Annotated in this window: 25 protein-coding genes; 17 read left to right on the top strand and 8 right to left on the bottom strand. The window is 48.9% G+C overall.

Translation table 11 applies throughout. The features are described 5' to 3' along the window. The first annotated feature begins 24 nt into the window (after positions 1–24). From urtC to ABD836_RS14760, 7 genes are all read left to right on the top strand, one after another. Positions 25–1,179 carry an urea ABC transporter permease subunit UrtC gene (gene urtC, locus ABD836_RS14790; protein WP_344937410.1) on the top strand — a complete coding sequence of 385 codons (1,155 nt, stop codon included), beginning with the start codon at positions 25–27 and terminating at the stop codon, positions 1,177–1,179. Positions 1,180–1,181: 2 nt separating this feature from the next. Next, positions 1,182–1,928: an urea ABC transporter ATP-binding protein UrtD gene (gene urtD, locus ABD836_RS14785; protein ID WP_344937575.1), complete on the top strand. Its 747-nt coding sequence runs from the start codon at positions 1,182–1,184 to the stop codon at positions 1,926–1,928. A 56-nt stretch (positions 1,929–1,984) separates the two neighbouring features. Then, on the top strand, positions 1,985–2,674 hold the full coding sequence (urtE, locus tag ABD836_RS14780) for an urea ABC transporter ATP-binding subunit UrtE (protein ID WP_344937408.1): 690 nt from the start codon (positions 1,985–1,987) through the stop codon (positions 2,672–2,674). Positions 2,675–2,731: 57 nt separating this feature from the next. Beyond that, the gene (locus ABD836_RS14775; RefSeq protein WP_344937406.1) at positions 2,732–3,778 is read left to right on the top strand and encodes an aliphatic amidase; all 1,047 of its coding nucleotides are present in this window, start codon (positions 2,732–2,734) and stop codon (positions 3,776–3,778) included. A 65-nt stretch (positions 3,779–3,843) separates the two neighbouring features. Next, positions 3,844–4,902, top strand: coding sequence for an AAA family ATPase (locus ABD836_RS14770; RefSeq protein ID WP_344937404.1), 1,059 nt, complete (start codon positions 3,844–3,846; stop codon positions 4,900–4,902). Between the two features lie 298 nt (positions 4,903–5,200). Then, complete coding sequence (locus ABD836_RS14765; RefSeq protein ID WP_344937401.1) at positions 5,201–5,857, top strand: CDP-alcohol phosphatidyltransferase family protein; 657 nt, start codon at positions 5,201–5,203, stop codon at positions 5,855–5,857. 54 nt (positions 5,858–5,911) lie between these two features. Then, entirely contained in the window at positions 5,912–6,355 is a 444-nt protein-coding gene (locus ABD836_RS14760; protein WP_344937399.1) for an FAD synthase family protein, read from the top strand. A gap of 82 nt (positions 6,356–6,437) precedes the next feature. Here ABD836_RS14760 and ABD836_RS14755 read toward each other — a convergent pair whose 3' ends face one another. After that, positions 6,438–7,373 carry a LysR family transcriptional regulator gene (locus tag ABD836_RS14755; protein ID WP_344937396.1) on the bottom strand — a complete coding sequence of 312 codons (936 nt, stop codon included), beginning with the start codon at positions 7,371–7,373 and terminating at the stop codon, positions 6,438–6,440. A gap of 103 nt (positions 7,374–7,476) precedes the next feature. Here ABD836_RS14755 and ABD836_RS14750 point away from each other — a divergent pair, with 103 nt between their 5' ends. From ABD836_RS14750 to ABD836_RS14735, 4 genes are all read left to right on the top strand, one after another. Continuing rightward, complete coding sequence (locus ABD836_RS14750) at positions 7,477–8,505, top strand: zinc-binding alcohol dehydrogenase family protein (protein WP_344937393.1); 1,029 nt, start codon at positions 7,477–7,479, stop codon at positions 8,503–8,505. Between the two features lie 338 nt (positions 8,506–8,843). Then, positions 8,844–10,073, top strand: a complete 1,230-nt coding sequence (gene fmdA, locus ABD836_RS14745) for a formamidase (RefSeq protein ID WP_344937390.1) — start codon at positions 8,844–8,846, stop codon at positions 10,071–10,073. 93 nt (positions 10,074–10,166) lie between these two features. Further along, positions 10,167–10,553, top strand: coding sequence for an FmdB family zinc ribbon protein (locus ABD836_RS14740; protein ID WP_344937388.1), 387 nt, complete (start codon positions 10,167–10,169; stop codon positions 10,551–10,553). Between the two features lie 183 nt (positions 10,554–10,736). Beyond that, positions 10,737–11,687, top strand: a complete 951-nt coding sequence (locus ABD836_RS14735) for an AEC family transporter (protein WP_344937385.1) — start codon at positions 10,737–10,739, stop codon at positions 11,685–11,687. Positions 11,688–12,057: 370 nt separating this feature from the next. Here the strand turns inward: ABD836_RS14735 and purK are convergent, their stop codons facing one another. Continuing rightward, positions 12,058–13,131 (bottom strand): 5-(carboxyamino)imidazole ribonucleotide synthase, encoded by a 1,074-nt coding sequence (gene purK / locus ABD836_RS14730; protein WP_344937383.1) that lies wholly within the window; start codon positions 13,129–13,131, stop codon positions 12,058–12,060. Further along, a complete protein-coding gene (purE, locus tag ABD836_RS14725; protein ID WP_344937381.1) occupies positions 13,131–13,622 on the bottom strand; it encodes a 5-(carboxyamino)imidazole ribonucleotide mutase in 492 nt (163 codons plus the stop codon). The genes purK and purE overlap by 1 nt, the downstream gene beginning before the upstream one ends. A 345-nt stretch (positions 13,623–13,967) precedes the next feature. Here purE and arsS point away from each other — a divergent pair, with 345 nt between their 5' ends. From arsS to ABD836_RS14710, 3 genes are all read left to right on the top strand, one after another. After that, a complete protein-coding gene (gene arsS, locus ABD836_RS14720; RefSeq protein WP_344937378.1) occupies positions 13,968–14,921 on the top strand; it encodes an arsenosugar biosynthesis radical SAM (seleno)protein ArsS in 954 nt (317 codons plus the stop codon). A 64-nt stretch (positions 14,922–14,985) separates the two neighbouring features. Beyond that, the gene (locus ABD836_RS14715; RefSeq protein ID WP_344937376.1) at positions 14,986–15,426 is read left to right on the top strand and encodes a DUF2834 domain-containing protein; all 441 of its coding nucleotides are present in this window, start codon (positions 14,986–14,988) and stop codon (positions 15,424–15,426) included. Between the two features lie 47 nt (positions 15,427–15,473). Further along, positions 15,474–16,514, top strand: coding sequence for a methyltransferase domain-containing protein (locus ABD836_RS14710; RefSeq protein WP_344937373.1), 1,041 nt, complete (start codon positions 15,474–15,476; stop codon positions 16,512–16,514). A gap of 41 nt (positions 16,515–16,555) precedes the next feature. Here the strand turns inward: ABD836_RS14710 and ABD836_RS14705 are convergent, their stop codons facing one another. Beyond that, positions 16,556–17,308, bottom strand: coding sequence for a siderophore-interacting protein (locus ABD836_RS14705; RefSeq protein WP_344937370.1), 753 nt, complete (start codon positions 17,306–17,308; stop codon positions 16,556–16,558). Positions 17,309–17,321: 13 nt separating this feature from the next. Further along, positions 17,322–17,750, bottom strand: a complete 429-nt coding sequence (locus tag ABD836_RS14700) for a MarR family winged helix-turn-helix transcriptional regulator (protein WP_344937368.1) — start codon at positions 17,748–17,750, stop codon at positions 17,322–17,324. 244 nt (positions 17,751–17,994) lie between these two features. Between ABD836_RS14700 and ABD836_RS14695 the strand changes: the two genes are divergently transcribed. Next, positions 17,995–19,026, top strand: coding sequence for an NADP(H)-dependent aldo-keto reductase (locus ABD836_RS14695; RefSeq protein WP_344937364.1), 1,032 nt, complete (start codon positions 17,995–17,997; stop codon positions 19,024–19,026). Between the two features lie 38 nt (positions 19,027–19,064). On the opposite strand, the gene ABD836_RS14690 is transcribed toward ABD836_RS14695, so the two are convergent. Both ABD836_RS14690 and ABD836_RS14685 read right to left on the bottom strand, forming a co-directional pair. After that, positions 19,065–20,255, bottom strand: coding sequence for a class I SAM-dependent rRNA methyltransferase (locus ABD836_RS14690; protein WP_344937362.1), 1,191 nt, complete (start codon positions 20,253–20,255; stop codon positions 19,065–19,067). 230 nt (positions 20,256–20,485) lie between these two features. Beyond that, a complete protein-coding gene (locus tag ABD836_RS14685) occupies positions 20,486–24,292 on the bottom strand; it encodes a response regulator (RefSeq protein ID WP_344937359.1) in 3,807 nt (1,268 codons plus the stop codon). A gap of 252 nt (positions 24,293–24,544) precedes the next feature. Here ABD836_RS14685 and ABD836_RS14680 point away from each other — a divergent pair, with 252 nt between their 5' ends. Then, on the top strand, positions 24,545–24,994 hold the full coding sequence (locus ABD836_RS14680; protein ID WP_344937356.1) for a YaiI/YqxD family protein: 450 nt from the start codon (positions 24,545–24,547) through the stop codon (positions 24,992–24,994). Between the two features lies 1 nt (position 24,995). Then, entirely contained in the window at positions 24,996–25,751 is a 756-nt protein-coding gene (modA, locus tag ABD836_RS14675; protein ID WP_344937353.1) for a molybdate ABC transporter substrate-binding protein, read from the top strand. Here the strand turns inward: modA and ABD836_RS14670 are convergent. Further along, positions 25,748–26,365, bottom strand: coding sequence for a hypothetical protein (locus tag ABD836_RS14670; RefSeq protein ID WP_344937351.1), 618 nt, complete (start codon positions 26,363–26,365; stop codon positions 25,748–25,750). The two genes, modA and ABD836_RS14670, sit on opposite strands and share 4 nt — an antisense overlap. Between the last annotated feature and the right edge of the window lie 4 nt (positions 26,366–26,369).

Genomic DNA, 26,369 nt, shown 5'->3' with positions numbered 1-26,369 from the left:
GTTCTAAATTATTGGGAGTTAATGATGAGCTTTGTTTACGAAAAATTATTTGGCGATAAAAAGGGGCTGATAGGCTTTTGCATCCTAGCGGCGCTTATCCTGGTTGTATTTCCTGTGATGCTAGATTCCTTTCGCTTGAATTTAGTGGGTAAATATTTAACCTACGCTTTTGCGGCGGTTAGCTTAGTTTTGTTGTGGGGTTATGGCGGGACCCTAAGCTTGGGGCAGGGTATATTTTTTGGCATTGGCGGGTACGCTATGGCCATGTTCTTAAAATTAGAAGCCTCCTCACCGGAAAATACCGCTATCCAGTCAACACCGGGGATACCCGATTTCATGGATTGGAACCAAATTACGGAGTTACCGCTGTTTTGGATGCCATTTCATAGTTTCACTTTTACCTTGTTCGCAGTGTTGGTTGTGCCCACGATATTTGCGTACATCATTGGCGCCGCCATGTTTAAACGGCGGGTCGGGGGTGTGTACTTTGCGATCATTACCCAGGTTGTTTCCGTTATCTTAACGGTACTAATTGTAGGTCAGCAGGGGCTAACGGGCGGGATTAATGGCATTACTGATTTGCGCACCTTAAATGGCTGGGATATCACCTCAGACAGTGCAAAGACGCTGTTCTACTTTATTAACTGCTTTTTACTCCTCGCGGTCATTATTGCCTCCCGCTTTATTTTAACAAGTAAATTTGGTCGGATACTGCTGGCCATGCGCGACAAAGAAGATCGGGTGCGCTTCTCTGGCTACGATGTGGCGAACTTCAAAATATTCATATTTTGTTTTGCTGCGATGATCTCTGCGATTGGTGGTGCAATGTTTACCTTGCAGGTTGGCTTTATGTCGCCATCCTTCGTTGGCATTGTGCCTTCTATTGAAATGGTGATATTTGCTGCGATTGGCGGCCGCATGTCATTGATTGGCGCGGTTTACGGAACCTTGCTCATTAACTTCGGTAAAACCGCCTTTTCTGAATCCTTTCCTGAATTGTGGCTATTCCTCATGGGCGGCTTGTTTATTGCGGTTGTGATGTTTTTTCCAAATGGTTTGGCGGGCTTGTGGGAAGACTATGGCCACCACCTCACTAAACGTCTCGATTTTATTAAAAACTTATTTAGTAAATCCAAGAGTACTGAAGATGGTATTGAGCTGAAGGGGTCAAACTCATGAATATGTCTACCAACACAGACTTTACCCTGGCGATCGAAGACCTCACCGTGTCATTTGACGGCTTCAAAGCAGTCGACAACCTGAACTTTTACTTAGATCGAAATGAGCTTCATGTGGTTATAGGGCCAAATGGTGCGGGTAAAACCACTGTGCTCGATTTGATTTGCGGTAAAACAAAATCGACATCAGGAAGCATAAAATTTCTCAATAAAGAATTAACAAATCTCTCTGAACACGAAATTGTACTCGCCGGGGTTGGGCGTAAATTTCAAACCCCGTCGATTTATGAAAACTTGAGTGTGATGGAAAATTTGGAAATTTCCTATCCTAAAGGACGCGGTGTATTTGGCTCATTGATGTTTAAACACGATGCGGTGGTGCGAGATAAGATTTTGGAAGTCGCCAAGCAGATTATGCTAGATAAGGCTTTGCACACCGAAGCTGGCTTGCTGAGTCATGGTCAGAAACAGTGGTTAGAAATTGGCATGCTGCTGATCCAAGATCCGCAACTGCTTTTGTTGGATGAACCTGTTGCAGGTATGAGCGTCAAGGAGCGTGAACAAACAGCAGAGTTACTCAATAAAATCAGTGAGGGTCGTTCGGTTCTGGTTATTGAACACGACATGGAATTTGTCGCGCGTATTGCTCACAAAGTCACTGTTTTACATCAGGGTAAGATTCTGGCGTCTGGCGACATGAAAGATGTGCAAAAAGATCCCAAGGTAATTGAAGTCTATCTTGGTCACTAATCTCCTTGTTCTATCTTCTTCGAGTGCACAAACGGCCCATGTGAGGTGAAAGAATTATGTTAGAAGTATCTAATTTAAAAGTATGTTACGGACAAAGTGAAGTTATCCATGGGCTTGATTTTGTAGTGCCAAAAAATGAGACGCTTGCGATTATGGGGCGCAACGGCATGGGCAAAACCACCTTGTTCAAATCCCTAATTGGAGTGTTGCCCAGCGCTGATGGTCGGATTTTGATAGATGGAATTGATGTTAGTAAAAAAGAGAGTTTTCAGCGGGTTGAAAATGGTATTGCCTACGTTCCCCAGGGACGGATGATTTTTCCCTCGCTAACCGTACAAGAGAATATTGAAACGGGGATGGAAGTCTCCAAACTCAAAAAGATCCCCGATGATATCTATGCGCTATTTCCTGTGCTTGCAGACATGCGCAAACGTAAGGGTGGCAACTTATCGGGTGGTCAGCAGCAGCAGTTAGCCATTGCACGGGCGCTGGTCACAAATCCAAAGGTGCTGCTATTGGATGAGCCAACGGAAGGTATACAGCCCTCAATTATTAAAGACATCGCTAATGTACTTAATGAAATTAAAAAGTTGCGCGACATCACCATTATTGTTTCTGAGCAAGTGCTGAGCTTTACCATGGCGATTGCCGATCGAATTATCGTGATAGACAAGGGGAGTTTCATCCATGAAGACCTTCGCGAAGACGTCGATACCGACAAGATAAAAGCCTATTTGTCGGTGTGATCGTAATGAATTTCTGTGTGTACGTTGAACAACGAATGAGTAAAGACGGAGAGTAAAATGAGACACGGTGATATTTCTAGCAGCCCAGACACCGTTGGTGTTGCGGTCGTTAACTACAAAATGCCGCGCCTACATACCCGCGAGCAGGTCTTGGACAATGCCCGCAATATTGCAGAGATGATCAAGGGCATGAAGATCGGTCTGCCCGGTATGGATCTGGTGGTATTTCCTGAATACAGCACCATGGGCATAATGTATGACAATGAGGAAATGATGGCCACTGCCGCCACTATTCCCGGTGACGAAACTGCAATTTTTAGTGCGGCTTGTCGTGAAGCCAAGACCTGGGGAATATTTTCACTCACTGGTGAACGTCACGAAGAGCATCCCCATAAAGCGCCCTACAACACCCTAGTCTTAATCAATGATCAAGGCGAGATTGTTCAAAAATACCGTAAGTGTATTCCTTGGTGTCCTATTGAGGGTTGGTACCCCGGCGACAAAACCTACGTCAGCGAGGGCCCTAAGGGTATGAAGATTAGTTTGATTATTTGCGACGATGGTAACTACCCAGAGATATGGCGAGATTGCGCTATGAAAGGTGCTGAGTTGATTGTGCGCTGTCAGGGCTATATGTACCCGGCTAAGGAACAGCAGGTAATGATGGCAAAGAGTATGGCCTGGGCAAATAATTGCTATGTCGCCGTTGCTAATGCCAGTGGTTTTGATGGTGTGTATTCCTATTTTGGTCATTCCGCCATTATTGGTTTTGATGGTCGTACTCTTGGTGAGTGCGGCGAAGAAGATATGGGCGTGCAGTACGCACAGCTTTCGGTGAGCCAAATTCGCGATGCCCGGGCAAATGATCAATCCCAGAATCATTTGTTTAAGTTACTGCATCGGGGTTACACCGGAGTCTACAACTCAGGTGACGGTGACAAGGGCGTGGCAGATTGTCCCTTCGACTTTTACCGAACCTGGGTTTTAGATGCCGAAAAAGCCCAGGCGGATGTTGAAAAAATGACGCGGCCAGCGATTGGCGTGGCGGACTGCCCAGTGGGAGAGTTACCCTTTGAGGGCAAGGAGAAGCAGCTTGGACAGTAGGTCGCTCCCTGCGGCGTCTTGGTCTGCGTGTTACTGGATAGGCCCATGTCATGTTAGGGGGATAAGTGCCGTTTATTAATGACCAGTTGGCAGCGAATCACGCGTCGAATGCTGCGCAAAAGAATGCTACGTTGCTTTCATCTGCCGGTGTCGAACAACGTGCTAACAATGCCAAACGTCAGTCTCGTTTTCGCTTTGACCCAAAGACTGTCATGGCTTTGTTACGTAGCAGAATTATCGCGCAGGACGCTGCGCTCGCAGCGATAGAAGATATGTTACATGTGGTGAAAGCGGATATTGGCAGCACGCAGCGGCCGCTTTGTGTGATGCTGCTATTGGGACCGACAGGAGTTGGTAAAACCCAGACGGCGCGTCTGATTGCCGAAGCGATATCGGGCAGCGCCGAGAATCTTTGTCGCATCGATATGAATACCCTGGCGCAAGACCACTACGCCGCGGCGTTAACGGGCGCGCCGCCGGGGTATGTTGGTAGCAAAGAAGGGCATAGCCTTTTCCCTGTCGATGCTATTGCAGGCAGCTATAGCGTGCCGTCAGTTATCTTGTTTGACGAAATAGAGAAGGCCAGCGACGAAGTTATACGCTCGCTGTTGAATGTGCTTGATAGCGGTAAGCTCACTTTGTCGTCTGGGGTCAAGGAGCTGGATTTTTGCAACAGTCTCATTTTTATGAGCAGTAATATCGCGGCGGCGGAGCTTGAGCAGCATCGCAGTAAAAACTATCTGTTTGGTATGCGTAAAAGGGGCGAGCGAGCGCTGATTGATCGTGCCTTGCGGAATAAGTTTGATCCTGAATTTATCAATCGAATCGACGCTACACTGGTTTATAAACATTTATTGCATGTCGACCTTAATGCCTTGCTTGGTATTGAGCTGGAAAATTTTCTGCGACGCTTGCGCAGGCAGGGCGTTACCCTAGAGCTCGATGAGCCTTGCTATCATTATTTGTTAAAAGACTACGACGTTCGCTACGGTGCGCGGGATATAGCCCGCCGTTTACGCTCGACGCTAGAGCCAGTGGTGGCACGCGCTATACTTGATGCGCCAGAAAGTGATCGGTTTATTGGTTTTGTTCAAAATAATATTTTAATGATAGAAGCTGTTTAAGGCTGCGTTCTACAGGTAGGTCTTGAGTCTTTTTATATATTCGAGGCTTAATAGACCTATGTGTGTTATATTGCATCTCTTGTTATTCTTTCTGCGTTTCTCTAGCGTGGCATCAATCGCGCGATATCTATCACCGCCGTCGTTGTTTTAGGCTTTGCGGTTCTCGAAATAAAGATTTTCCAGCTCCACCCTGTAAGGCTACAACCTATATTGCCCGCACATTCTAGCGCTATGCTGGCGTGTTTCTCTATTTTCTTGATGTCAGCAATGATCATCAAGCGCCACTTATTGGAGTGTTATGACGACGGCCAATTCTGAATCAAATGAGCTGCAGCCAAGCATCTTGTCTTTTGTAAAAGATCTCCCGAATATCTGTTCACTTGCAGGTCTGGCCTGCACAATTCTTGCGATCTATTTTAGTATTCTCGGTGTTTTTTACGCGGCAATGATCGGCATGATATGGGCTGTCGCGTTTGATTGGGCCGATGGACTAGTGGCGCGAAGAATGAAGGGCAGGACTGGCAATGACCGCGCTTTTGGTGGTCAGCTCGATTTATTAATCGACATTGTAAGTTACGGTGTTGCGCCAGCAGTGCTCTTGTTAAGCTTTGGCGGATTTGCGCCAATTTTCCTGATTGGCGCTTTTATCATGCTCGCCGCGAGTGCGATAAGGCTGAGTTATTTCAGTACCTTTGGTCTTTCCGGCGAAGCGAAGTACACGGGATTGGCGCTTGATAACAACAGTATTATTCTGGTCTTCATTTTCTTGTTTGAAAGTTTTTTAAGTCAGGGCGTTTTTGCAATTGTGCTTTATATAAGTGGTGTGGGCTTGGCAGCGCTAAATGTGTCGCAGATTAAAACACCAAAACTTTCCGGAAATCCGGCCAATGTCTATCGCTTGGCGATATACACCTTGGCGATTACTGGCATTTATGGCTGGAAGCTAATGTTTTAAACAAAACCAAAACGCCAAGATAGATGACATTTTTAGCGAGGAGTAAAAGAAATAATGGTTGTATACACGGTAGGCACATTCGATTTACTGCACGTAGGGCATCTTGCCTTGTTAGAATATTGTAAAACATTAGGTGATGTTGTCGCGGTGGGCGTCGCCTCTGATAAAGTGGTGAATTCCTATAAACCGAATACACCCGTTATTCCTCTCGATCAAAGATTAGAGATGTTAAAAGCGCTGCGCTGCGTTGATATCGTTCAGCCTTACCATGAGCTAGAGTATGTTTCTGGCTGTAAAGCGGTCGATGCCGATATTTTTGTTGTAGGTGAAGATTGGGGTAAAAAACGCCACAATATTGAAGTAGAAGCCTATTTGAAAAGCCAAGGAAAGCAAATTATCCAGGTACTCTACAACCCGCGCACCTCGTCTAGCAGAATTAAACAACACACCGTTTCGCAAACGCATAAAACCGGCTATGCAGAAAAACACGTTGCGTAGTTAAGTAAAAAATCCCAGAAATTGCCGAGACCTAACAGGCTAGGTCTGCCGGCGATGATCGTTCTGAAGAAGCGTGCGCCTGTTACATAAAAACACTGTCGTCAATAATGCCTTGTTCATGCAGTTGCTTCAAAATCACTGTGCAATTTTTCTTAAACATATCTCTGAGCAGACGCACTGCGGGGGTAATCGATTGCCGGCTTGGGCAAATTAGCCACAGTTCGGTAGCCCTTGGTTTAAATGCCGGCATAATATTTACCACCTGACCTGACAATAAGTCGGCGGACATGTCGAGGCAGGATTTAACCGCTAAGCCTTTGCCGGCTACACACCAGCGTCTGACCAAGTCCCCGTCATTGGAGGCGTGCTTACCATGCATTTTAATTTTGTATTCTGTGCCGCCGTGCGAGAAAGCCCATGTGTCGTGAGTAATGTCGTGAAGCTGATAAAATAGGCCGTTGTGCGACGCTAATTCGTGAGGATGCTGTGGGCTGCCATTTTGCGAAAGATAGGCTGGCGTGGCACAAAGGAGGCTAGGGACATTGCAGATTTTAAAGCCATAAAGGTTTGCATCAGAAGGTGATCCATAACGCAGGGCAATGTCGACTGAATCGCGATAAAAGTCGATATTGCTGTCACTGATATTGGTTTTTAAGCTTACTTTTGGGTGGGCATCCATAAACTCATCTAGCCAGGGAAGCGCAAAATTTCGTCCCAGGTCAGACGACAAAGCAATTCGCAGTTCGCCATCGACCGTGTCGAGGCCATCCTTCATATTGAGTTTTGCTTGCTCCAGCATAATCAATGCCTGCCCACACTGAGGAATATAGCGTTCACCGGCCGTAGAAAGCCTCAGTTGGCGTGTTGTGCGCACAAACAGTTCGGCGCCCAGCGCTGCTTCTGCGCGCTTCAGTGCTGCGCTTGCGGTTGCTGTGCGCATATTCAAACTCGTGGCCGCTGCTGTAATGCTGCGGAATTCAGCCACCTTAAGAACCACCTGTAGATCTTCTAACAACATATTGTCTAATAATATTTGATAATGTTTCTTTTATTATGCTGTTTATAGTGGATAACGCAAGGCCTACACTGCCTAGCAATTACTGATCACAAGGACTAACCCGATGAAAGCAATTGGCTATAAAAAATCGTTACCCATTAACGAAGCAGAATCACTCATCGATATAGCGCTTCCTCAACTCACTGCCACTGGCAGAGACCTGCTCGTAAAGATCAATGCGATTGCAGTGAACCCCGTTGATTACAAAATCCGTCAGAAAGCAGTTAATGAAGACGGTAGCTACAAGGTGATTGGCTGGGATGCAGCAGGTGAAGTCGTTGCAGTAGGGGAGGCAGTCACGACGTTTAAGCCAGGTGATGTCGTTTACTACGCGGGTGACCTCACGCGTCAGGGTAGCAATGCCGAATACCAGTTGGTCGATGAGCGCATTGTCGGCAGCAAACCTAAGAGTTTATCCTTTGCTGAAGCCGCCGCGCTGCCCTTGACCACAATAACCGCGTGGGAACTGTTGTTTGAGCACCTTGCCATACGCCAGCAGGGCGCAGATGCCACTGTGCAATCTGACGAAGTGATTTTGGTGGTGGGCGCAGCGGGTGGCGTTGGTTCTATTTTAATTCAGTTGGTCAAGGCGATTACCGGGGCGACTGTTATTGCGACGGCGTCACGCACAGACAGCCAAGCGTGGGTTAAATCCCTCGGTGCTAACCATGTTGTTGATCACACAAAGCCACTGCTGCCGCAAATAGAGGCATTAGGAATCAAGCAAGTTAGCCATATTGCCAGCTTGAACGGAACCGGTACCTACTTTGACGATTACCCCGTATTGCTGGCGACCTTTGGCAAAATCGCCATGATTGACGACCCAGCGACACCGCTTGACGTGATGAAACTGAAAACCAAGAGCCAGTCGCTACATATCGAATTTATGTTTGCCCGCTCTATGTACCAAGCGGCTGATATGGAAGCGCAGGGTGAGCTGCTGACGCGCGTAGCTGATCTTGTTGATCAGGGCTATATCAAAACCACTAGCGGCAAAAGCCTCGGTATCATTAATGCCGATAATCTCAAAGTGGCCCACGCCGAGTTAGAGACGGGTGCAGCGATCGGCAAAATCGTTTTAGAAGGCTTCTAAGGCAGTAGAAAGTATCTATTCTCGCTATTGGTGCCGCCGTCGAGCCGAATGCCGTCGGCGGTGCTTTTGTTCCTTTATTGTGCTTTACGCCATAGCGACTACGGATGTTGCGGATTCACTCCCCCTCTTTTTGTTTCTCTTCCGTAGTGGCCATCTCAGGCACCTACGTCATTTAACGTAAGCCTCAGGGCATATTGACTAATACCGGATGTGGCTGCGATTGCGGATAGTAGCTCCATGGCGAAGGCCGCTTATGTCTATCTTGCCTTGGGTGAGTTAATCGATAAGTCGGTCGTAATGTCGTCCAGAATTTTCTAAGACTGATCCGGAGAGAAACGATGGCTGAAACAATCATCAAGGTTGACCTAAGCAAGTCGGCTTATGAGAACGATATGATCCACAACCGCTGGCATCCTGATATTCCGATGGTGTCGATGGTAAAGCCCGGCGACGATTTTAAAATTGAGTGTGTAGATTGGACCGGTGGTCAAATTAAAAATGATGACTCCGCAGACGATGTGCGCGATGTCGATTTAACCAAAGTACATTTCTTGTCTGGCCCCGTGGGTGTAGAAGGTGCCGAGCCAGGCGATTTATTGGTGGTGGATATTTTAGATATTGGCACCTTTGACGAAAGTCAGTGGGGATTTAATGGCTTTTTCTCAAAACAAAATGGCGGTGGATTTTTAACTGAGCACTTCCCGGAGGCGCAGAAGTCAATTTGGGATTTTAATGGTATGTTCACCAAGTCTCGCCATGTTCCCAATGTGGAATTTGCCGGCTTGATCCATCCAGGTTTGATTGGCTGCCTCCCTTCTCGCGAAATGTTAGACGAGTGGAATACCCGGGAAAAAGGTCTGTACGATACTGAACCTGACCGCATACCCGCACTGGCAACGTTACCCCATGCTGACACCGCTCATATGGGGCGAATGAAAGGTGATGCTGCTAAGGATGCCGCAGCAGAAGGCGCACGTACAGTGCCGCCACGGGAGCACGGTGGTAACTGTGATATTAAAGATTTGTCGCGGGGTGCTAAGGTTTATTTCCCTGTCTATGTCAAAGATGCAGGCTTAAGTGTGGGCGACCTTCACTTTAGTCAGGGCGACGGTGAGATCACCTTCTGCGGTGCGATCGAGATGGCAGGCTGGATTCATCTTCGCGTGAATCTGATAAAAGGCGGCATGAAAAAATACGGAATTAAAAATCCCATTTTTAAACCCAGCCCAATTGCACCTAAATATGAAGATTACCTTATTTTTGAAGGTATCTCGGTGGACGAAGGTGGCAAGCAGCATTATCTGGATGTGCATATTGCCTATCGCCAAGCGTGTTTGAATGCCATTGAGTATATGACCAAGTTCGGTTACACCCGGGCCCAGGCCTACACCATTCTTGGTGTCGCGCCGGTGCAAGGGCATATTAGTGGCGTGGTAGACATCCCGAATGCCTGTGCAACGCTGTGGTTGCCTACCGATATCTTTGACTTTGATATGCAGCCTAATGCCGAAGGCCCCACCAAAATGGTGGACGGTACGGTGGATGTACCGCTGTCACCGGATTTGTAATACCGAGCGTAGTGACAGTATGACTTACTCGCAGTGCATCCGCGTTCGCCTTGCGGGTAAGTGGATTTAGGGAATAAGTGTGGAGGTAGAGTGATGCCGGTATACGACTACAAATGTAATGAACACGGCTTGTTTCACGACTTGGCTAGCATGGAGCAGGCGGCAATGCCCTGTGCCTGTCCCAGCTGTGGCAAGCTGAGTGCACGGGTCATTATGATTCCGCCAGAGGTTTTGGCCATGTCCCCAGCTAAGCGTCAGGCGATGGCAAAAAATGAGAAGGCGATTCATCAGCCGATTTTTTCAACAGTGGACTTCAGAGAAGAGCAAGCTCAACGGCGCGCCCACGCGGCGGCAAAGAAAGGCTGTGGCTGTGGTGGTCAAGCCCACCCAGACCGTAGCAGCTTGCGCCAAAAAGCCATTTATATGGCCGACGGAAGTAAAGTTTTCCCTTCCCAAAGACCCTGGATGATTAGTCACTGAGGTGATTTTGAAATTCTCCTTGGAAAGGGACATTGAAGAGGTCGCGCTATGGCGTAGCCTCTTCTTTTTTTGGTGATTTGGCGCAATAAAATGACGCTTGCTGTTGCCCACGGTGTACGTCGAATGTGGGATACTAGGCACTAAATCAGCATCACTTGCCCGCAGTGTCACCGAGCTTTCTTCATGCCCGCATTTTTCCAGTCTCTGGCGTTTTCCTTTTCGATTACCGGTCCTATTTTTGTGGTCTTGGCGTTGGGCGCTTATCTGCGTCGCAGTCACGTCATCAACGATAATTTTGTTGAGATTGGCTCCAAGCTTGTTTTTAACGTCACCTTGCCGGCACTATTATTTTTAAGCATTAGCCAAACCAATATTGCGCAGTCAGCGAATTTCTCGCTCGTCGCTTTTGGTTTGATCGCTACGCTATTGGTATATTTGATACTGGAGCTCTTAGCGCAATACTTTGTCGCCAAGCGGGAAGATCGCGGGGTGGTTATACAGGGCGCTTTTCGTTCCAATTTGGCAATTGTGGGCCTTGCCTATTGTGTTAACGCCTATGGTGACGAGGGTTTAATAACGGCCTCGCTTTATATGGGCTTTGTGACCATTTTATATAATGTTTTGTCGGTCATAACGCTTAGCCGTTCATTGAATCGCGATGGTGGCCTGTCAGCCACATTAAAAGGTATTGCTGCTAATCCATTAATAATAAGCATTGTTGCCGCTATGGTTTTCTCGGCGATGGCCTTGCCGCTGCCAGCATTACTGCTGCGCAGCGGCGAGTATTTTGCGCAGCTCACGCTCCCCTTGGCGCTACTGTGCACCGGCGCGAGCCTAGATTTTAGAGCCCTACGGGCCGATTTTGGTGGTGCGCTATTGAGTACCGTGTGTAAATTGGTATTGGTCCCTTTGTTGTTGATCGCAGGGGGCGTAGCATTTGGTTTTCGTGGTGTAGAGCTGGGGGTCTTAGCGTTGATGTCGTCGGCGCCAGCCGCTGCCGCAAGCTATGTCATGGTGCGGGCAATGGGCGGGAATTCCGCCCTAGCGGCTAATATTATTGTTTTAACAACGGTTGGCTCGCTCATCACAACGAGTGCGTGGATGCTTGCGCTCCGTAGTTTGGGTTTGCTTTGATTAGCTATTGCCCGATAGTAGTATTTTGTAATCTTGCAAAAGTGCTGCTGGCCGCCTATCTTTGTAAGTGAGATCTGGGTTTTCGTCATATATCGTTTTTTGTTATGCAGAGTCGATACTGTATTCGCTAATAGTTAAGCAGGCTGTTGCGATGGGCTTAATTCGATGCCCCTGATTTTTACAAGGAAACTCAGGCGGTGTGTTATGCGAATGGTGTTGGTGATAGTAATGACGTGGGGCGCTATGGGTTATATGCTAGTACCCCACAATTTCTTTGATGATGCCCAAAGTAACCTTGGATTGCTGATAGCCACTCGATGACAAAGCAGTGACCACCGCTTCGTCATCGAGTGGCTGGGTAGTTAAATAACTACGTGCGGTTTAGTTCCTGTTCGACCCATTCAAACACGTCGTTGTAATTCGCTGGCAGTAGTTCGTGAAGCTCATTTAAGGCGGTTTGCACTACGTTTGTTTGCGGGTGGTTTATATTGATATGGCCTAGCTTGCGGCCGGGGCGCACGTCTTTACCGTACCAGTAACATTGCGTGGCAGGAACTTTCAGCCAGCGAATGTCGCGCTCTACACCTATCACGTTAATCATTACGCTCTGACCGCGCACATCAGGCGCCTTGAGCGGTAAGCCACTCACTGCTCGCAAATGCATTTCAAACTGGCTGACACAGGCGCCAGCTTGAGTCCAGTGGCCGCTGTTGTGAACGCGCGGTGCTAATTCATTGACCATTAATGCGTCGCCGACTCTAAAGCACTCCATGGCCATCACGCCGACATAGCCGGTGCTGTCCATGATTTTGCCGAGCATGGCTTCGGCCTGTGGCTGAAGGTGTGCGACACGGCTCAAGGGCGAAATCGACGCCATTAAAATACCGTTAACGTGCAAGTTGAGGGTCAGAGGATAAAAGACTTTATTGCCGTCAGCATCTCTTGCGCCGACCAGAGACAATTCTTCGTCGAAGGGGATTTTTTGTTCGGCGATACCGGTGCCTAGCCAGTCAGCGGGAATAGCGCCGCCTTCGCTTTGATGTAACCAGTGCTGACCTTTGCCGTCATAACCGCCTTCGCGGCGTTTGAGTAACACATGGGGGCCAAGCTCGGTGTGCATATCTTGGGCTGTGCTGTCGGTGTTCACGACCCGCCATGGTGCGGTGCTAATCGCCAAATCGTCGAGCATGGTTTTTTGGTGAAAGCGGTCGGCTATTCGGCCGAAAATATCGGCGTTTATAAAGCCAGCTTGGCTGCTTAGGTGGCGAGTAATCGGCGTGTCTGGCCATTGCTCGCGCTCAACGGTGACAATGTCCTGAGCCGCAATGTCAGGTAAGTGCTCACTATCAGGCTCTACTGGCTCAACATTAAGCGCCAGAGGATAAGCCGCTTGTTTTAGCATGGCGCCTAATTGGCCGGCGCCGAGAACCCAAACCGTTGGCATTACGCGTCCCTCGGGTCCGGATTGTCGAGCACATCCTGAGTTTGCTTCACGCGGAAGGCGTCTAATTTGCTGGCGAGCGCAGCGTCCTGCAGTGCCAAGATCTGGCAGGCTAATAGACCCGCATTAAAGGCGCCAGCACTACCAATAGCGAGTGTGCCGACGGCTATTCCTTTTGGCATTTGCGCTATAGAGAGCAGGCTGTCGACACCGCTAAGGGCCCGGCTTTGTACTGGTACCCCCAGCACTGGTAGCCGAGTTTTGGCGGCAACCATACCCGGTAAATGTGCTGCGCCACCGGCGCCAGCGATGATGACTTCAAAGCCGCGAGCAATCGCCTGATCGGCAAATTCCATCAGTTTGTCGGGGGTGCGGTGGGCAGATACCACTTCGACGTGGTGCTCAACGCCGAGTTCGCTCATGATCTCAGTGGCCGGGCGCATGGTCTCCCAGTCACTTTTTGAACCCATGATCAGGGCAACTTTTGCGGTCATTGCTTGGCTCTCTTCGCGTGAAAGCCGCGTATTATACGGGAATAATCGCCAGAGACCGAATCTGTGTGCAAATCCTGATAAAAGTCGACTGCAGGCGCATTTGCTAAGGTCTGTTTTATTGCTAGTTTCGGACTAACTATTTGTATTTGTTGAAGAAAAAATATTCAAGGAATTGCCGCATTGATGAGCCAGTGAGGCGCAGAGTGAAGCGCTTTTTGCGCCTAGGCACCAATATGCCTTATGGTCTGGGCCAAATATTGAAATTTAGGCTTATCACCACGTAGTTTTGTAACAAATACAGCCTGCGTGAGACTAACTAACACCGTAAGCGAATATAGGACGACTATGCACGATACTCTCGCGTTATTGGAAGTGACCGACTTCCCCGCTATTTCTCGCAAGCCGCTTGACACGCTGCAAGTAAATCTTGGTTATAAATGCAATCAGCGCTGCTTGCACTGCCATGTAAATGCGGGGCCGACCCGAACAGAGATGATGGCCGCCGACAGCATCGCCATGATTCCCGACGTATTAAAAGCTCGGCAAATTCAAACCTTAGACTTAACCGGCGGCGCGCCCGAATTACATGAGCAGTTTCGGGAGCTGGTAAGTGCGGCATCGGCGCTCGGGGTAAAAGTTATCGACCGCTGCAATCTCACTATCCTGTTTGAGCCGGGACAGGAGGGGTTGGCGGAGTTTTTAGCCGAGCACCGGGTCGAGGTGGTGGCTTCTTTGCCCTGTTACTCCCTTGAAAATGTCGATGCCCAGCGCGGCGAAGGCGTATTCGATAAAAGTATTGCCGGATTGCAGTTATTGAACTCATTGGGTTATGGCAAAGCGGGTTCGGGTTTGGTGCTGAATTTGGTGTACAACCCCCAAGGACCATCGCTGCCGCCAAATCAACAAAGCTTGGAAGCGGACTATCGTCGTGAGTTGATGGCGCATTTTGGTATTGAATTTAATCAGTTGTTTGCCTTGGCGAATATGCCCATTAAACGTTTTGGTTCTACCTTGGTTTCGAAAGGGCAGTTCGCACCTTATATGACGCTATTGAGAGACAATTTCAGTGAGCACAATCTCGACTCGGTAATGTGCCGCAATTTGGTGAGCGTGGACTGGTTGGGCAATTTGTATGACTGTGATTTTAATCAGCAGCTCGGTATACCGTTGCCAAGCGGGTCTGCCCGTCATCTGCGCGATTTACTGGCGGTGGATTTGCGGGGTGAACCTATTGCCATTGCCGATCATTGCTATGGCTGTACTGCTGGGCAGGGTAGTAGTTGTGGTGGCGCTTTGTAGTAAACCCGGTAGGGCTTAATGGCGTGGCTTAGTAATATCGTGAGAAAGCAAGGGCAACGGGGATATGGAATTTAAAAGCAAGGCGCTGATCGTGGTGTATCTAATGACGGCATTGCTTGCGCTTGCGATGACGTGGATTCATATCCCAGGGTATATGGGCGACGGCTTTGTAAATGCGAATAAGCTGTTTTGGCGCGACGCGCTTTTCAATGCGAATTCCGCGGGAAAATTCTTAACTGTAGATATATTGTTTTTAGCGTTTGGCTGTAATGTCTGGATGTTCATTGAGGCGCGGCGGATCGGTGTTAAATATGTTTACGGGTATGTCGTCGTTGGCGTCGTGGTCGCCATTAGCGTTGCTTTCCCCTTGTTTCTTGCGGCAAGAGAGTGGCGTTTGGCGTCGCTGGATTCAAACTCTTCAAGATACGAGTTAAAACTAGTCGATGTAATTAGCTTGGTAATTATATTCGGCGCTAGTTTAGTGGCGGCCATTGTCGTCCTATAAAACTATCTGGCGGTGGACAGTTACCGTCGTCATCGCTGGGAGATGTCATGCACGACCTAGTTCAAGATTATTATGGTAAGCAGCTCAAGAGTTCTGCAGATTTAAAAACCACAGCCTGTTGCGATTTCACTGCAATGCCTGAATGGCTTAAACCCTTGCTGGGCAATATTCATGAGGAGGTTTTAACGCGCTATTACGGCTGCGGTTTAGTGTGCCCGCCCTTATTAGAAGGTTGTCGCGTTCTAGATTTAGGGAGCGGCAGTGGCCGCGATGTGTATGCGCTCGCGCAAATGGTTGGCGCTAGCGGTGAAGTGGTCGGCGTGGATATGACCGACGAGCAACTCGCTATTGCTAGAGAGTACCAAGACTATCATGCCGAGAAATTTGGTTTTAGTAATGTCCGTTTTCTTAAAGGCTATATTGAAAAACTCGATGAGCTTGATTTGAAGGCGGGCAGTTTTGATGTTGTAGTATCAAACTGTGTTATCAATTTGTCACCAGACAAAGACGCGGTACTGCGCAGTGTTAAGCGCTTATTGAAGCCCGGTGGCGAATTTTATTTCTCGGATGTTTACGCTGATCGGCGCGTGCCGGAATCTGTAAAAAATGATCCGGTGTTGTACGGTGAATGCTTAGGTGGAGCACTGTACTGGAATGATTTTATTCAGCTCGCAAAGCGACAGGGTTTTATGGATTCGCGTTTGGTTGAAGATCGCCCGCTAGACATTACTGATCCCGTGCTTGCTGCGCGCTGTGGAAATATCAAATTTTTCTCCGCTACGTATCGCTTGTTTAATTTGGATGCGCTAGAAAGTGATTGTGAGGATTACGGCCAGGCCGTTATTTATCGTGGCAGTATTACGAATAGTTCGCATCGTTTCGTCTTGGATAAACATCACGACATACAAGCAGGGAAAATATTCCCAGTGTGCGGAAACACCTGGCGCATGTTGCAGGATAGCCGCTTTGCGGCGCATTTTGATTTTGTCGGGAATTTTGATCAGCACTTTGGCATATTTGAGGGCTGTGGCGTCGGCCTGCCTTTTGATTCAACGCTGTTTGACGTTGATGGCGCGCCCTGTTGCTAAGCTTTGGCGCTGTATAAATAATGACTTAGTTGTGACGACGATTATGTCGTCGCCTCAAGCTGGTCAGCGTCTTGCCGTTTCTCTGCCTTGTGTTGATCTTCGTCATTGCCTATTTTCCAGTAGCTAGAGACATACAACTGGTCCTTATTCAATTGCCGAGTCTGTTTTAGGTATTTGCGCAGATACCGCATTGAGCTAAATTCGCAGGCAGCCCATGCCGAGACTTTTCCTGGCAGCCAGCTCAAATTTTCAACGTAACGGCCAAGGGTTTTCCCGCTCGGATCAGGCTTGGGGTTAAGTAGCCAATGCACATTAATATTCTCGGGCACCGCCAAGTCTTGTATGTCATTTTTGTCGAGCACTTCTATAACGACGTAGCCGCGCGCGCTCTCCGGTAGCTGCATAATATTAACGCTTATGGCGGGTAGTGCCGTCATGTCGCCGACCAAGAGAAACCACTCCGCGTTTGTGTCGATAAGTTTTTTAGGCCCGGGGCCGCCGACTAATATTTTATCGCCAGCCGCAGCTGAGCGCGCCCATGTAGAGGCTGGGCCACTTGCCTCGTGAATAACGAAATCCACATCTATTTCACGCAGGCGTTGTTGTCTGATTGTGTAGGTGCGCATCAGTGGCCGCGGGTTATTTTCTTGAGGAAAAATAAGTTTTATATAGGCGCTCTCTTGGTCATCGGGAAAGCTGTTCATACCTTCGCCACCCAGGGTAACTCTGAGCATATGGGGACTTAGCGCGGTGGTACGAATAACCTCGAGGGCTCTGGGCGTTGGCTTGTTCATGCGAATATTCCTTTCATTGTGCGGTGCCGGTGTCGATCATGGTATTTCCGATGCGGATGAATGCGCGCATATCCTCGTCACTGAGATTGGCCATCATTGCCTTATTGGCTTTGTGTTCAATGGCGTTGAGCTGGGTGAAGATTTTCATGCCTTTGTCACTTAGGCGAAGGAGTTGGCTTCGGCGATCATCGGGATTGGCGATTTTGCTAATATAGCCGTCTTCCAGAAGTTCGTTCAGAACGCGTGTTATTTGCGCTTTGTCACGTTGCATACGCTGGGCAATGGATTGGGCTGTGCAATTTGTGTTGCGGTGAATGCCCTTGAGTGCGCGTATGTGGGTAATTGGCAATGGAATTTGCTGATCTTTAATGCCGGTACGCAGAGCCGATTTATAGCTATGGCTAAGGCTGTGGAGCAGTTCGTTTATCGCCCGTGTTGGCATAGTGCTGACCTTAACATGGTTGATTTTATCAGCTATATGCAAAGTGGTTGATTGTGTCAACTAGTTTGGCGGTGACGTGCCAGTCAAAAAAGTGTAAGGGTGCGCATCGTTTGACGAAATACGGTGTACCTGCACTAGAAAATTGTCGGCCTACCAGCCGTTCGTTTCCACTGAAATTGCCGTACACTATGGTGGATTATGCGAATGGCTTCACTGCGCTTATTAATGGATTAGGAGGGTGAATATGAAAATGCATGAACTCGGAAGAACGGGTATCAGCGTGAGCGAAATTTGTTTGGGTACCATGACATGGGGGGAGCAAAACACCCAGGACGAGGCCTTCGAACAAATGGATTATGCGGTGTCTCAGGGCATCAATTTTTTTGACACTGCCGAGATGTATCCAGTGCCGCCTGTGCCGGAATCCCAGGGGCGTACAGAGCAGTATATTGGCGAATGGTTTCGTCAATCAGCGAGACGTAAAGACATTGTTTTGGCTAGTAAAGCGACTGGCCCCGGCCATATTCATGTTCGTGACGGTAAGCCGCTTGACCGCGCAGCAATATTGTCTGCTTTTGAAGGAAGTCTCACGCGTTTACAAACCGATTATATCGATCTATATCAAATTCATTGGCCGAATCGCGCCACCAATTTTTTTGGCAAGTTGGGCTACGAGCACGGCAGTGATGGCGGTGAAGCAGAGATCCATGAAATATTAGAGACGTTGGCAGAATTGCTCAGCTCCGGCCAGATCAAAGCAATCGGTATCAGCAATGAAACGCCTTGGGGTGTGATGAGCTATTTGCGTTTGGCTGAGCAATACGGTTTGCCGCGCATTGCCAGCATTCAGAATCCATATAATTTGTTAAACAGAAGTTTTGAAATAGGTTTGGCCGAAATGGCTATTCGTGAGCAGGTTGGCTTGCTGGCCTACTCGCCACTGGCGTTTGGCATGTTGAGCGGTAAATACCGTCACGGTGCCCGCCCGGCTGATGGCCGGATTACACTGTTTGAACGTTTTAAACGCTACACTAATCCACAGGCCGAAGCAGCAACGGAAGCCTACTTACAGTTGGCAGAAAAAAGTGGTTTGAATGCAACTCAAATGGCGCTGGCATTTATTAATCAGCAGCCTTTTATGACCAGTAATATTATTGGCGCCACGACAATGGCGCAGCTTAAGGAAAATATCGTCAGCGCCGAGCTGAGCCTAAGCAGTGATATTAATGCGGAAATAGCACAGATACACCAACGTTATTCCAACCCGGCGCCCTAAGTCGATCTTGTTTTAAAACTGATAATTAAGTCGTGCGCCTATATTCTAGAAATACGGCTCAACACGGCCTTTAAATAGCGTGTCTCTGGGATGGCCGAGTGAACGGGGTGATCCATGCCCTGCATGCCTTCAGCGAGAATTTGGGCGTGACGGTCAATATGTCTTGCTGAGGCGCGCACTAAATCCAGTAATTCTTCGCGGGGCATGTGCATAGAGCAGGAGCCGGAGATGAGGAAGCCGCCATCATTGAGTAGGCGCATTGCCATTTCGTTAATACGGCGATAGGCCAAAATCCCTTCTTTCTGATCTTTTTTACGTTTAATAAACGCTGGTGGGTCGACAATAATCACGTCAAAACGCTCGTCGGCTTCTTTGAGTGATTTTAGCGTGGTAAACGCGTCGCCCTGCACGGTGCTGAGTTTATCGGCAACACCGTTGAGCTCCGCATTTTTATGAACCATGTCCAGTGCGCTTTCTGATATATCGGCGCACCACACATCGTCAGCGCCAAACACGGCGGCTTGGACGCCAAAGCTGCCGACGTAACTAAAGACGTCTAGTACCCGTTTGCCGGGCGCAATATTGCGCAGCCATTCGCGATTGGGGCGCTGGTCGTAGAACCAACCGGTTTTTTGCCCTGCAGCCAGCGGCGCTAAAAAGCGTACGCCGTTTTCGATGAGCTCGACTTCGTCAGGTACTTCACCGTAGGCGGTAACGACTTCTAGCGGCAGGCCCTCTAGTTTGCGAACACCGGCGTCATTGCGTAGCAGTATTGATGTTGGTTGTAGCATTCTCACTAAGGCTTCGATCACGATGTCGCGCATGGCGTCCATACCAGCCGTATTAAGCTGCACACACAGGTGGTCGCCAAAGCGGTCGACTACTAGGCCGGGTAGTAAATCACTTTCGCCGTAAATGAGCCGATAGCAGGGCTGATCAAATAATTGCTCACGCAGTGCCAGTGCTGATTTGATGCGTTTTTTCAGGGTGTTTAAGTCTACGGGGCGCTCGTCGTTGGTCATCATGCGCGCGCAGATTAATGACTGTGGATTGACGTAGGCAACGCCAAGGGATTTGCCCTGCTGGTTTTCGACAATCACTTGCTCACCGGCACTGAAATTACGCAGCGGTGTAGCCTGAGTGTCGACTTCATTGCTGTAAATCCATAAATGACCACTGCGCAGGCGTTTATCTTCATTTTTGGCGAGACGGAGGCGTTGGAGTGTCATGGTTTAATCCTAGGGCAGGGCCGTGAATAAATTGGGCGCGAAGCGGGCCAACAGGACCGGCATTATCCTTGATAACGCGGCACAGGTGAAACTTTTCATTGGCCAAGCGATTTACGAGCTTGAATGGTGTGTTCGACATTGTTAGCGTAGCGCAGATTTAGGGGGCTATGTCGCATAGGCGAGAGCAGGGTACCTCGTCTACGCGACGAGATACTTGGTCGCGGCGCAGTCTATTTGGTATTGCTCTCTAGCTGCAAGTACTGTTTGAAACGGATCTGGAGCGCGTCGCAATCTTCTAAAAAGGTGCTATGAAGTTGAGCAATCAATTTAGCTTCGCCATTCTGCGCGGCGCGCTCGAGAGCAGCTGCGCTTCGTTGGAGTCGGTGGCCGGCGAGCTGGCCTGCGCTGCCTTTTACTGCGTGGGCAATATTGGAAACATTCTCCACTTCACCATACTTTACCGCTTCTGAAAGCTCGCTCAATTGACCTTCAAGTTGCGTTGAGAACATTGCTAGTAGCTTGCGTAGTGTATCGGTACGGCCCATTGCGCTTTCGAGTGCCTTAGACTCTGCCCAAATTTCGCTAATGTTGTTTTCCGTCGGCGATGGTTGCTGTCCTTGTGACACCGCGCTGACGATTGGAGCCGGTTGCTTAAATGATGCGATATTTGTGATAGTCGCGGTAGTCGAATACGCGCTTGTTTTTTCAATTAACCACGTTGTTAATTTGGCTTCGAGGTCAGCAGGTTCCAGCGGTTTGCTTAAGTAGTCATTCATGCCAGCATTCAGGCACTTTTCTTTATCGCCACTCATGGCATTTGCGGTTAAGGCGATAATGGGAACCTGCCGGTAGGCACGTCCTGCGCCGCCGTTGCGGATTCGGCGGCTGACGACATAGCCGTCCATTACTGGCATTTGGCAATCCATTAAGATGAGTGTGTAGGGCGATAATGTGGACGCGCTACTGAGCATCTGCAGCGCCATGATTCCATCATTGGCAATACTCGTGTGAACGCCTAATTCATCTAACATGCCGCGGCAAACTTCTTGGTTTACCGGGTTGTCTTCGACCAGCAGAATGTGCTGATTGTGAAATTTACTGTCGGTTTTAACAATTATTGGCTCTACATCTAGTGTTGCATGAGATGTGGTTTCCTGCAGTTTACTGGCAAATTCATATTGTGGTTTGTCCGCCGCAGTGAGCTGCAAGGCCGCCAATAAATTGTCAGTGGATAGCGGTTTTAGATAGGCGGCGTTGATCTCTGCGTCGACGAGTGCGTGGTCGAATGCGGTATTACCGGTACACAACAGGGCGATGGCGGTATTAGCAAAGGCGGGATGTTGGCGCAGACGATGCGTGGCATCGGCCACGTCATCTGCTTCTCCGATTTGCGCTGATAATAATATGAGCCCGCATTGATCGGGCGTCGTCTTGGAGGACGGCGAAAACAAGTCTGTGGCCGCGTTACAATTGTCAGCAATATGTACTGTGGCATCCCATTGCTCTAGCTGGTGAGTCATCGTGGTTTGGAAGTCGGCATTTTCATCGATAAGTAAAATGCTGCGACCCGCCAAGGCGGGGCGGGCGATTTTGTTAGCCGTATTCGTCGCCTTTAGTTTTATGCTAAAGCTAAACGTGCTGCCCTGATCGGCGTTGCTGTGCACGGCAATACTGCCGTCCATCAATTCGCAAAGCTTGCTGCAAATGGATAAGCCTAATCCGGAGCCGCCGTACTTCCGCGTGGTACTGGTATCAACTTGGGAAAACGGCATGAACAGTTTCCTTCGGTCTGGGTCAGGAATGCCGATGCCGCTGTCAATAATGGCGCAGTGAAGGAAAAGGTCGTCAGCTTCTTGGCTTAAACTCGCGCGTAAAATAACGCTGCCGCGTTCAGTGAATTTAATGGCATTGGACAGTAAATTACTCACAATCTGGCGTAGGCGTACTGGGTCGCCGATCACGCTACAGAGTGGAAGCATACTGAGATCGACAATAAGTGCTAAGCCTTTGGCATGGGCGCTATGTGCTAAGCCTTCTGCGAACTCATCTAGTGATCGGCGCAAGTTAAATTCAATTTCTTCGAGCTCCAGTTTGCCAGCGTCGACTTTGGAAAAATCCAGAATATCGTCGATTAGGCCTAGCAAAGATCGTGCACTGCTCTTGGCAATATGAACCTTGTGCTCTTGGTTTTGGTTTAGTGGCGTGCTCTCTAAAAGGTTTAACATGCCGAGTACCCCGTTCATTGGGGTTCTAATTTCGTGGCTCATCACCGCGAGGAATTCGCTCTTAGCGAGGGCAGCCGCTTCGGCCTGTTCCTTAGCGGAGATCAGCTCGTCTTGCGCCTTGCGCCGACTGTCAATATCTTGAACTGAACCGTATAGGCGAATACAGCGACCGTCTTTGAATTCAGCTTGGCCAGTGATATGGATCCAGATTTCGCGGCCACTCGCGGTAATGATTTTTAGTTCGTCACTAAAGGGCAGGCCATTGCCTAGTGCTTCTTTCACTGATTTATCAAACCGTTGTAATGCATCGTCGCCGCTAGAAAATTCTCGAATGGTTTTCGCTTCAGGAAGGTAGTGATCTCCAACTCGAAAAATTTTTCGGGTCATTTGCGACCAATACAATTTGTTGATATCCACCAGATACTCCCACGCACCAACGCGAGCCTGAGCGCCCATTGAGCGCATGAGTGACTCCTGGCGCTGGACAATATCATTGGCTTTTTTCTGGGCTGAAATATCTTCGATGATCGACCAAACAAAGTGTTTTCCACTGTTGTCTTGGATTAATACGCCGTTTAATAAAACCGGAAATTCGCTGCCGTCTTTGCGAATGTAATTGCGTTCATAGGGGCCGTAGCGGCCATGCTTTTTTAGCGACCGTAGTTGGTATTGTTCTACTTCGTCTTGGCTTTGCGCGGAAATTTGCCATTGATTTAGTGCTAGGAAATCATCCTGTGAATAGCCGCTACTTGCCATTAACGCGTTATTCACTTGTAAAAATTTACCGGACTCAAAGTCACTTAAGGCAATGCCGATTGGCGCAAGGTCGAACAGGCTGTGTAACAGCACATTGTGACGTTGCCGACGACTTAAGAGTCGGTAGCCAAGAATAAACAAAGCATAGATACAAATTCCGGTGATGATGGAGATTGCGCGCATGGACGCGGCGTTGTCGGCGCGCTTAGGCCAACCATTTTTTGGAATTCCAGCGAGCTCCCATTTGTCTTCGGACGGTAAATTGATAACCGCAGTAACGGGGTGTGCATAGCTAGAGAAAGCGCTCTGCTTGCCGAAGAACGGCTTTGAATCCTGCGCTACTGTTTGCGGAGCTTTTCGAATCGCAATGTCGATGGGGGAATTGGCCTCGTTAAGACCAGCGGCTGCATAGAGTTGATCTAGGTTAATGACCGCGGCAACGGTGCCCCAAAGTGGTTTCGGTTCTGCAGTTTTTGTATTGTCAAAAATCGGTATGCGGGCGATAAGTCCCTGACCGCCCTGAATCAAGGTGAACGGACCAGATAAAACCATCTTGCCGGTTTCGCGCACGCGAACGATGTCTTTGAGTTGGTCCGGGCGATCTCGGTAGTCGTAGCCCAGTACCGCTTCGTTACTCTTCAGTGGATAGACAAACTTGATTTTTAAGTCTTGTGCAGCGGTAATATTTCTTAACTGCACGCTACCGTCAAATAGTGGTGCGGCGTATAAATCAAAGTCTGCTGCGTCGATATTGGGATTGGCGCCGATGACAGGCACAATACTCTTGGCTGTTTGCAAGTTGGCAAGCACCAAGCCTTCCAGTTTGCTGGCGGTTAACTTGAGCTGGTTCTGCATGGTAACGCGGTATTGCGATTGGTAGCGCTGAGTGTTCTGAAAGTCGATAAATACGCCACTGCATATAATAACCAGTGCCACGCAGAGCAATACGGCATTCTGTATCCACTTGACGCTATTGAAATGACTGCCACGAAATTGCTCTACTTCTGGAAAAGTAGGCAATTTGTCACCTTTGATAAGTGGGGGCAGACTTTGCATTCATTGACTCTCTTCGCCCAGCGATTAGCTATAGGCAGGGTGCACCTAGGCTGGCAGTGATTGACTTTGAGATAAATTATCCATGGCAAATCATAGTTCAATGTGATCCTTGTCAATATTCGTACTTTCCCTAGGGATACTTCGGCGAAAACTTTGGCAGGACGAGCTATTTGGAGGTAACGGTTTGCCGGTCGCGATGCTAAATGTGGGGAAATGCCGGATAATGGCGGCGTAAATACAGTGGAGTGGGCTATGACCATATGGGTTGATGCGGATGCGTGTCCGGTGGCGGTTAAGGAAATTTTATTCAAAGCTGCAGAGCGCACTGGGGTAATACTGACCTTGATTGCGAATCAGAGCATAAGAGTGCCACCTGCGGCCAATATTAGCTCGGTCCAAGTGAGTAGCGGTTTTGATGTTGCCGACAATGAAATAGTCCGCCGCGCGGCGTCTGGTGATCTGGTCATCACCAGCGATATTCCCCTAGCGGCTGAGGTCATTGATAAAGGTGCGCTGGCTTTGAGCCCGCGTGGTGAGCTATTTGGCGCCGAAAATATCCGCTCCATACTCAATATGCGTGATTTCATGGATACCATGCGCTCCTCAGGTGTGCATAGCAGTGGCGCAGCGCCCTTTGGCGCACAAGATAAGCAGGCTTTTGCCAATCAATTAGACCGGTACTTGAGCCGGCTACGGAGCTAGTGTGAGCATTTTTCGAGTGCGCATTTTTGCGTTGTTTCTGTTCTTAGCTGGCACTGCGCATGCTGATACGGTGCGGGTGGCACTCGCCTCGAATTTTGCTGGCCCGATGCGGGAAATTGCGCGTTTATTTGAGCTAGAGAGCGGTCACCGCGTTGAGCTAGTGGTGTCGTCGTCGGGTAAAATTTACGCGCAAATAGCCCATGGCGCGCCATTTGATGTGTTTCTGTCGGCAGATCAAGCCAAGCCGGCCGCGTTGATCGCTGACGGTTTGGCAGTGACAGATTCTCGGTTCACCTATGCGGTAGGTCGTTTGGTGTTGTGGTCGCTTGATCCGCAGTTAATTAACAATCGTGCTGATATTATTCGGCGTGGTAATTTTCGCATAATGGCGATTGCCAATCCGCTATTGGCGCCCTACGGTGAGGCAGCGACGGAGGTTTTACAGCAGCTCGACAGCGATGGGCGCTTAGCTTCAAAAATAGTCCGTGGCGAGAATATTGCCCAAACCTTCCAGTTTGTTGCCACGGGCAGCGCCGATTTGGGCTTTGTGGCGCTATCACAGCTGCAAGATGCAGGCTTGGCAGCCAGTGGCTCGCAGTGGTTGGTGCCGGCGACTATGCACGGGCCTATTCGCCAAGACGCAGTTTTGCTAAATGCTGCAGCGGAAAATCCCGCAGCGGTGGCGCTGTTCACATTTTTGCAAAGTGAGCCAATCCGGACATTAATTCTGGAGTCGGGTTATTTGCTGGACGATTAACTCCGTAAGGGCTCGATAAAGCAGCCGAACTCCTTGTCTAACTCCACACTAAAGCGGTAGCGATTTGCTAAGGCCTTAATAGTGTATCGCTTAAACTGCGGTTCGGCGGCAATGGCGCTAATATCTCGGCTGCTAGTCAGGGGGATACTCAAATAACTGTCTAAGAGCGAGTTGTACTTGCTGATTTTGATATTCCCAGCCTGCAGGGCTTCGTTAAAGCAATCTAAAGCGTGAATGAATTCGGTGGCGTTGCCATCGCTTGATGCCTCTATTACTTGCTCTTGGTATTTAAGCCGTCTGGCTTCTTGGCTGTTGCATTGCAGGGCCGACGACGTCGCTGGATTTGCGTGATCTGGCGTGCAGCTAATAACGCGATAGTATTGAAAATTCGCATCCTCTTCGTGAGCGGCTAAGGCTAATTGCCATAGCGCGCCGGGCCCGGTGCTACATTTTTCTACCGGCTGTTTGACGGCGGCCTCGCCGTAATTTTCCAATAGATGTTCCACTGCGCTGTTGAGTAATGTTTCAGTGTAAATCTCGGTGTCTTCACAAGACGACGCCACGGCGATGGCCGGGAGATTAAGTAGTAATACAAAGATCAGTAGTGCGCGCATAGTA

The organism is Zhongshania borealis, from assembly GCF_039539625.1.
Taxonomy (GTDB): Bacteria; Pseudomonadota; Gammaproteobacteria; order Pseudomonadales; family Spongiibacteraceae; genus Spongiibacter; species Spongiibacter borealis.
This window is presented reverse-complemented; position numbering and strand designations above follow the sequence as displayed.

What these genes read in the sequence shown, in the direction of transcription:
- urtC (WP_344937410.1), top strand. Translation starts at nt 25, where the DNA reads ATGAGCTTTGTTTACGAAAAATTATTTGGCGATAAAAAGGGGCTGATA.
- urtD (WP_344937575.1), top strand. Translation starts at nt 1,182, where the DNA reads ATGTCTACCAACACAGACTTTACCCTGGCGATCGAAGACCTCACCGTG.
- urtE (WP_344937408.1), top strand. Translation starts at nt 1,985, where the DNA reads ATGTTAGAAGTATCTAATTTAAAAGTATGTTACGGACAAAGTGAAGTT.
- ABD836_RS14775 (WP_344937406.1), top strand. Translation starts at nt 2,732, where the DNA reads ATGAGACACGGTGATATTTCTAGCAGCCCAGACACCGTTGGTGTTGCG.
- ABD836_RS14765 (WP_344937401.1), top strand. Translation starts at nt 5,201, where the DNA reads ATGACGACGGCCAATTCTGAATCAAATGAGCTGCAGCCAAGCATCTTG.
- ABD836_RS14760 (WP_344937399.1), top strand. Translation starts at nt 5,912, where the DNA reads ATGGTTGTATACACGGTAGGCACATTCGATTTACTGCACGTAGGGCAT.
- ABD836_RS14755 (WP_344937396.1), bottom strand. Translation starts at nt 7,373, where the DNA reads ATGTTGTTAGAAGATCTACAGGTGGTTCTTAAGGTGGCTGAATTCCGC.
- ABD836_RS14750 (WP_344937393.1), top strand. Translation starts at nt 7,477, where the DNA reads ATGAAAGCAATTGGCTATAAAAAATCGTTACCCATTAACGAAGCAGAA.
- fmdA (WP_344937390.1), top strand. Translation starts at nt 8,844, where the DNA reads ATGGCTGAAACAATCATCAAGGTTGACCTAAGCAAGTCGGCTTATGAG.
- ABD836_RS14740 (WP_344937388.1), top strand. Translation starts at nt 10,167, where the DNA reads ATGCCGGTATACGACTACAAATGTAATGAACACGGCTTGTTTCACGAC.
- ABD836_RS14735 (WP_344937385.1), top strand. Translation starts at nt 10,737, where the DNA reads ATGCCCGCATTTTTCCAGTCTCTGGCGTTTTCCTTTTCGATTACCGGT.
- purK (WP_344937383.1), bottom strand. Translation starts at nt 13,131, where the DNA reads ATGCCAACGGTTTGGGTTCTCGGCGCCGGCCAATTAGGCGCCATGCTA.
- purE (WP_344937381.1), bottom strand. Translation starts at nt 13,622, where the DNA reads ATGACCGCAAAAGTTGCCCTGATCATGGGTTCAAAAAGTGACTGGGAG.
- arsS (WP_344937378.1), top strand. Translation starts at nt 13,968, where the DNA reads ATGCACGATACTCTCGCGTTATTGGAAGTGACCGACTTCCCCGCTATT.
- ABD836_RS14715 (WP_344937376.1), top strand. Translation starts at nt 14,986, where the DNA reads ATGGAATTTAAAAGCAAGGCGCTGATCGTGGTGTATCTAATGACGGCA.
- ABD836_RS14710 (WP_344937373.1), top strand. Translation starts at nt 15,474, where the DNA reads ATGCACGACCTAGTTCAAGATTATTATGGTAAGCAGCTCAAGAGTTCT.
- ABD836_RS14705 (WP_344937370.1), bottom strand. Translation starts at nt 17,308, where the DNA reads ATGAACAAGCCAACGCCCAGAGCCCTCGAGGTTATTCGTACCACCGCG.
- ABD836_RS14700 (WP_344937368.1), bottom strand. Translation starts at nt 17,750, where the DNA reads ATGCCAACACGGGCGATAAACGAACTGCTCCACAGCCTTAGCCATAGC.
- ABD836_RS14695 (WP_344937364.1), top strand. Translation starts at nt 17,995, where the DNA reads ATGAAAATGCATGAACTCGGAAGAACGGGTATCAGCGTGAGCGAAATT.
- ABD836_RS14690 (WP_344937362.1), bottom strand. Translation starts at nt 20,255, where the DNA reads ATGACACTCCAACGCCTCCGTCTCGCCAAAAATGAAGATAAACGCCTG.
- ABD836_RS14685 (WP_344937359.1), bottom strand. Translation starts at nt 24,292, where the DNA reads ATGCAAAGTCTGCCCCCACTTATCAAAGGTGACAAATTGCCTACTTTT.
- ABD836_RS14680 (WP_344937356.1), top strand. Translation starts at nt 24,545, where the DNA reads ATGACCATATGGGTTGATGCGGATGCGTGTCCGGTGGCGGTTAAGGAA.
- ABD836_RS14670 (WP_344937351.1), bottom strand. Translation starts at nt 26,365, where the DNA reads ATGCGCGCACTACTGATCTTTGTATTACTACTTAATCTCCCGGCCATC.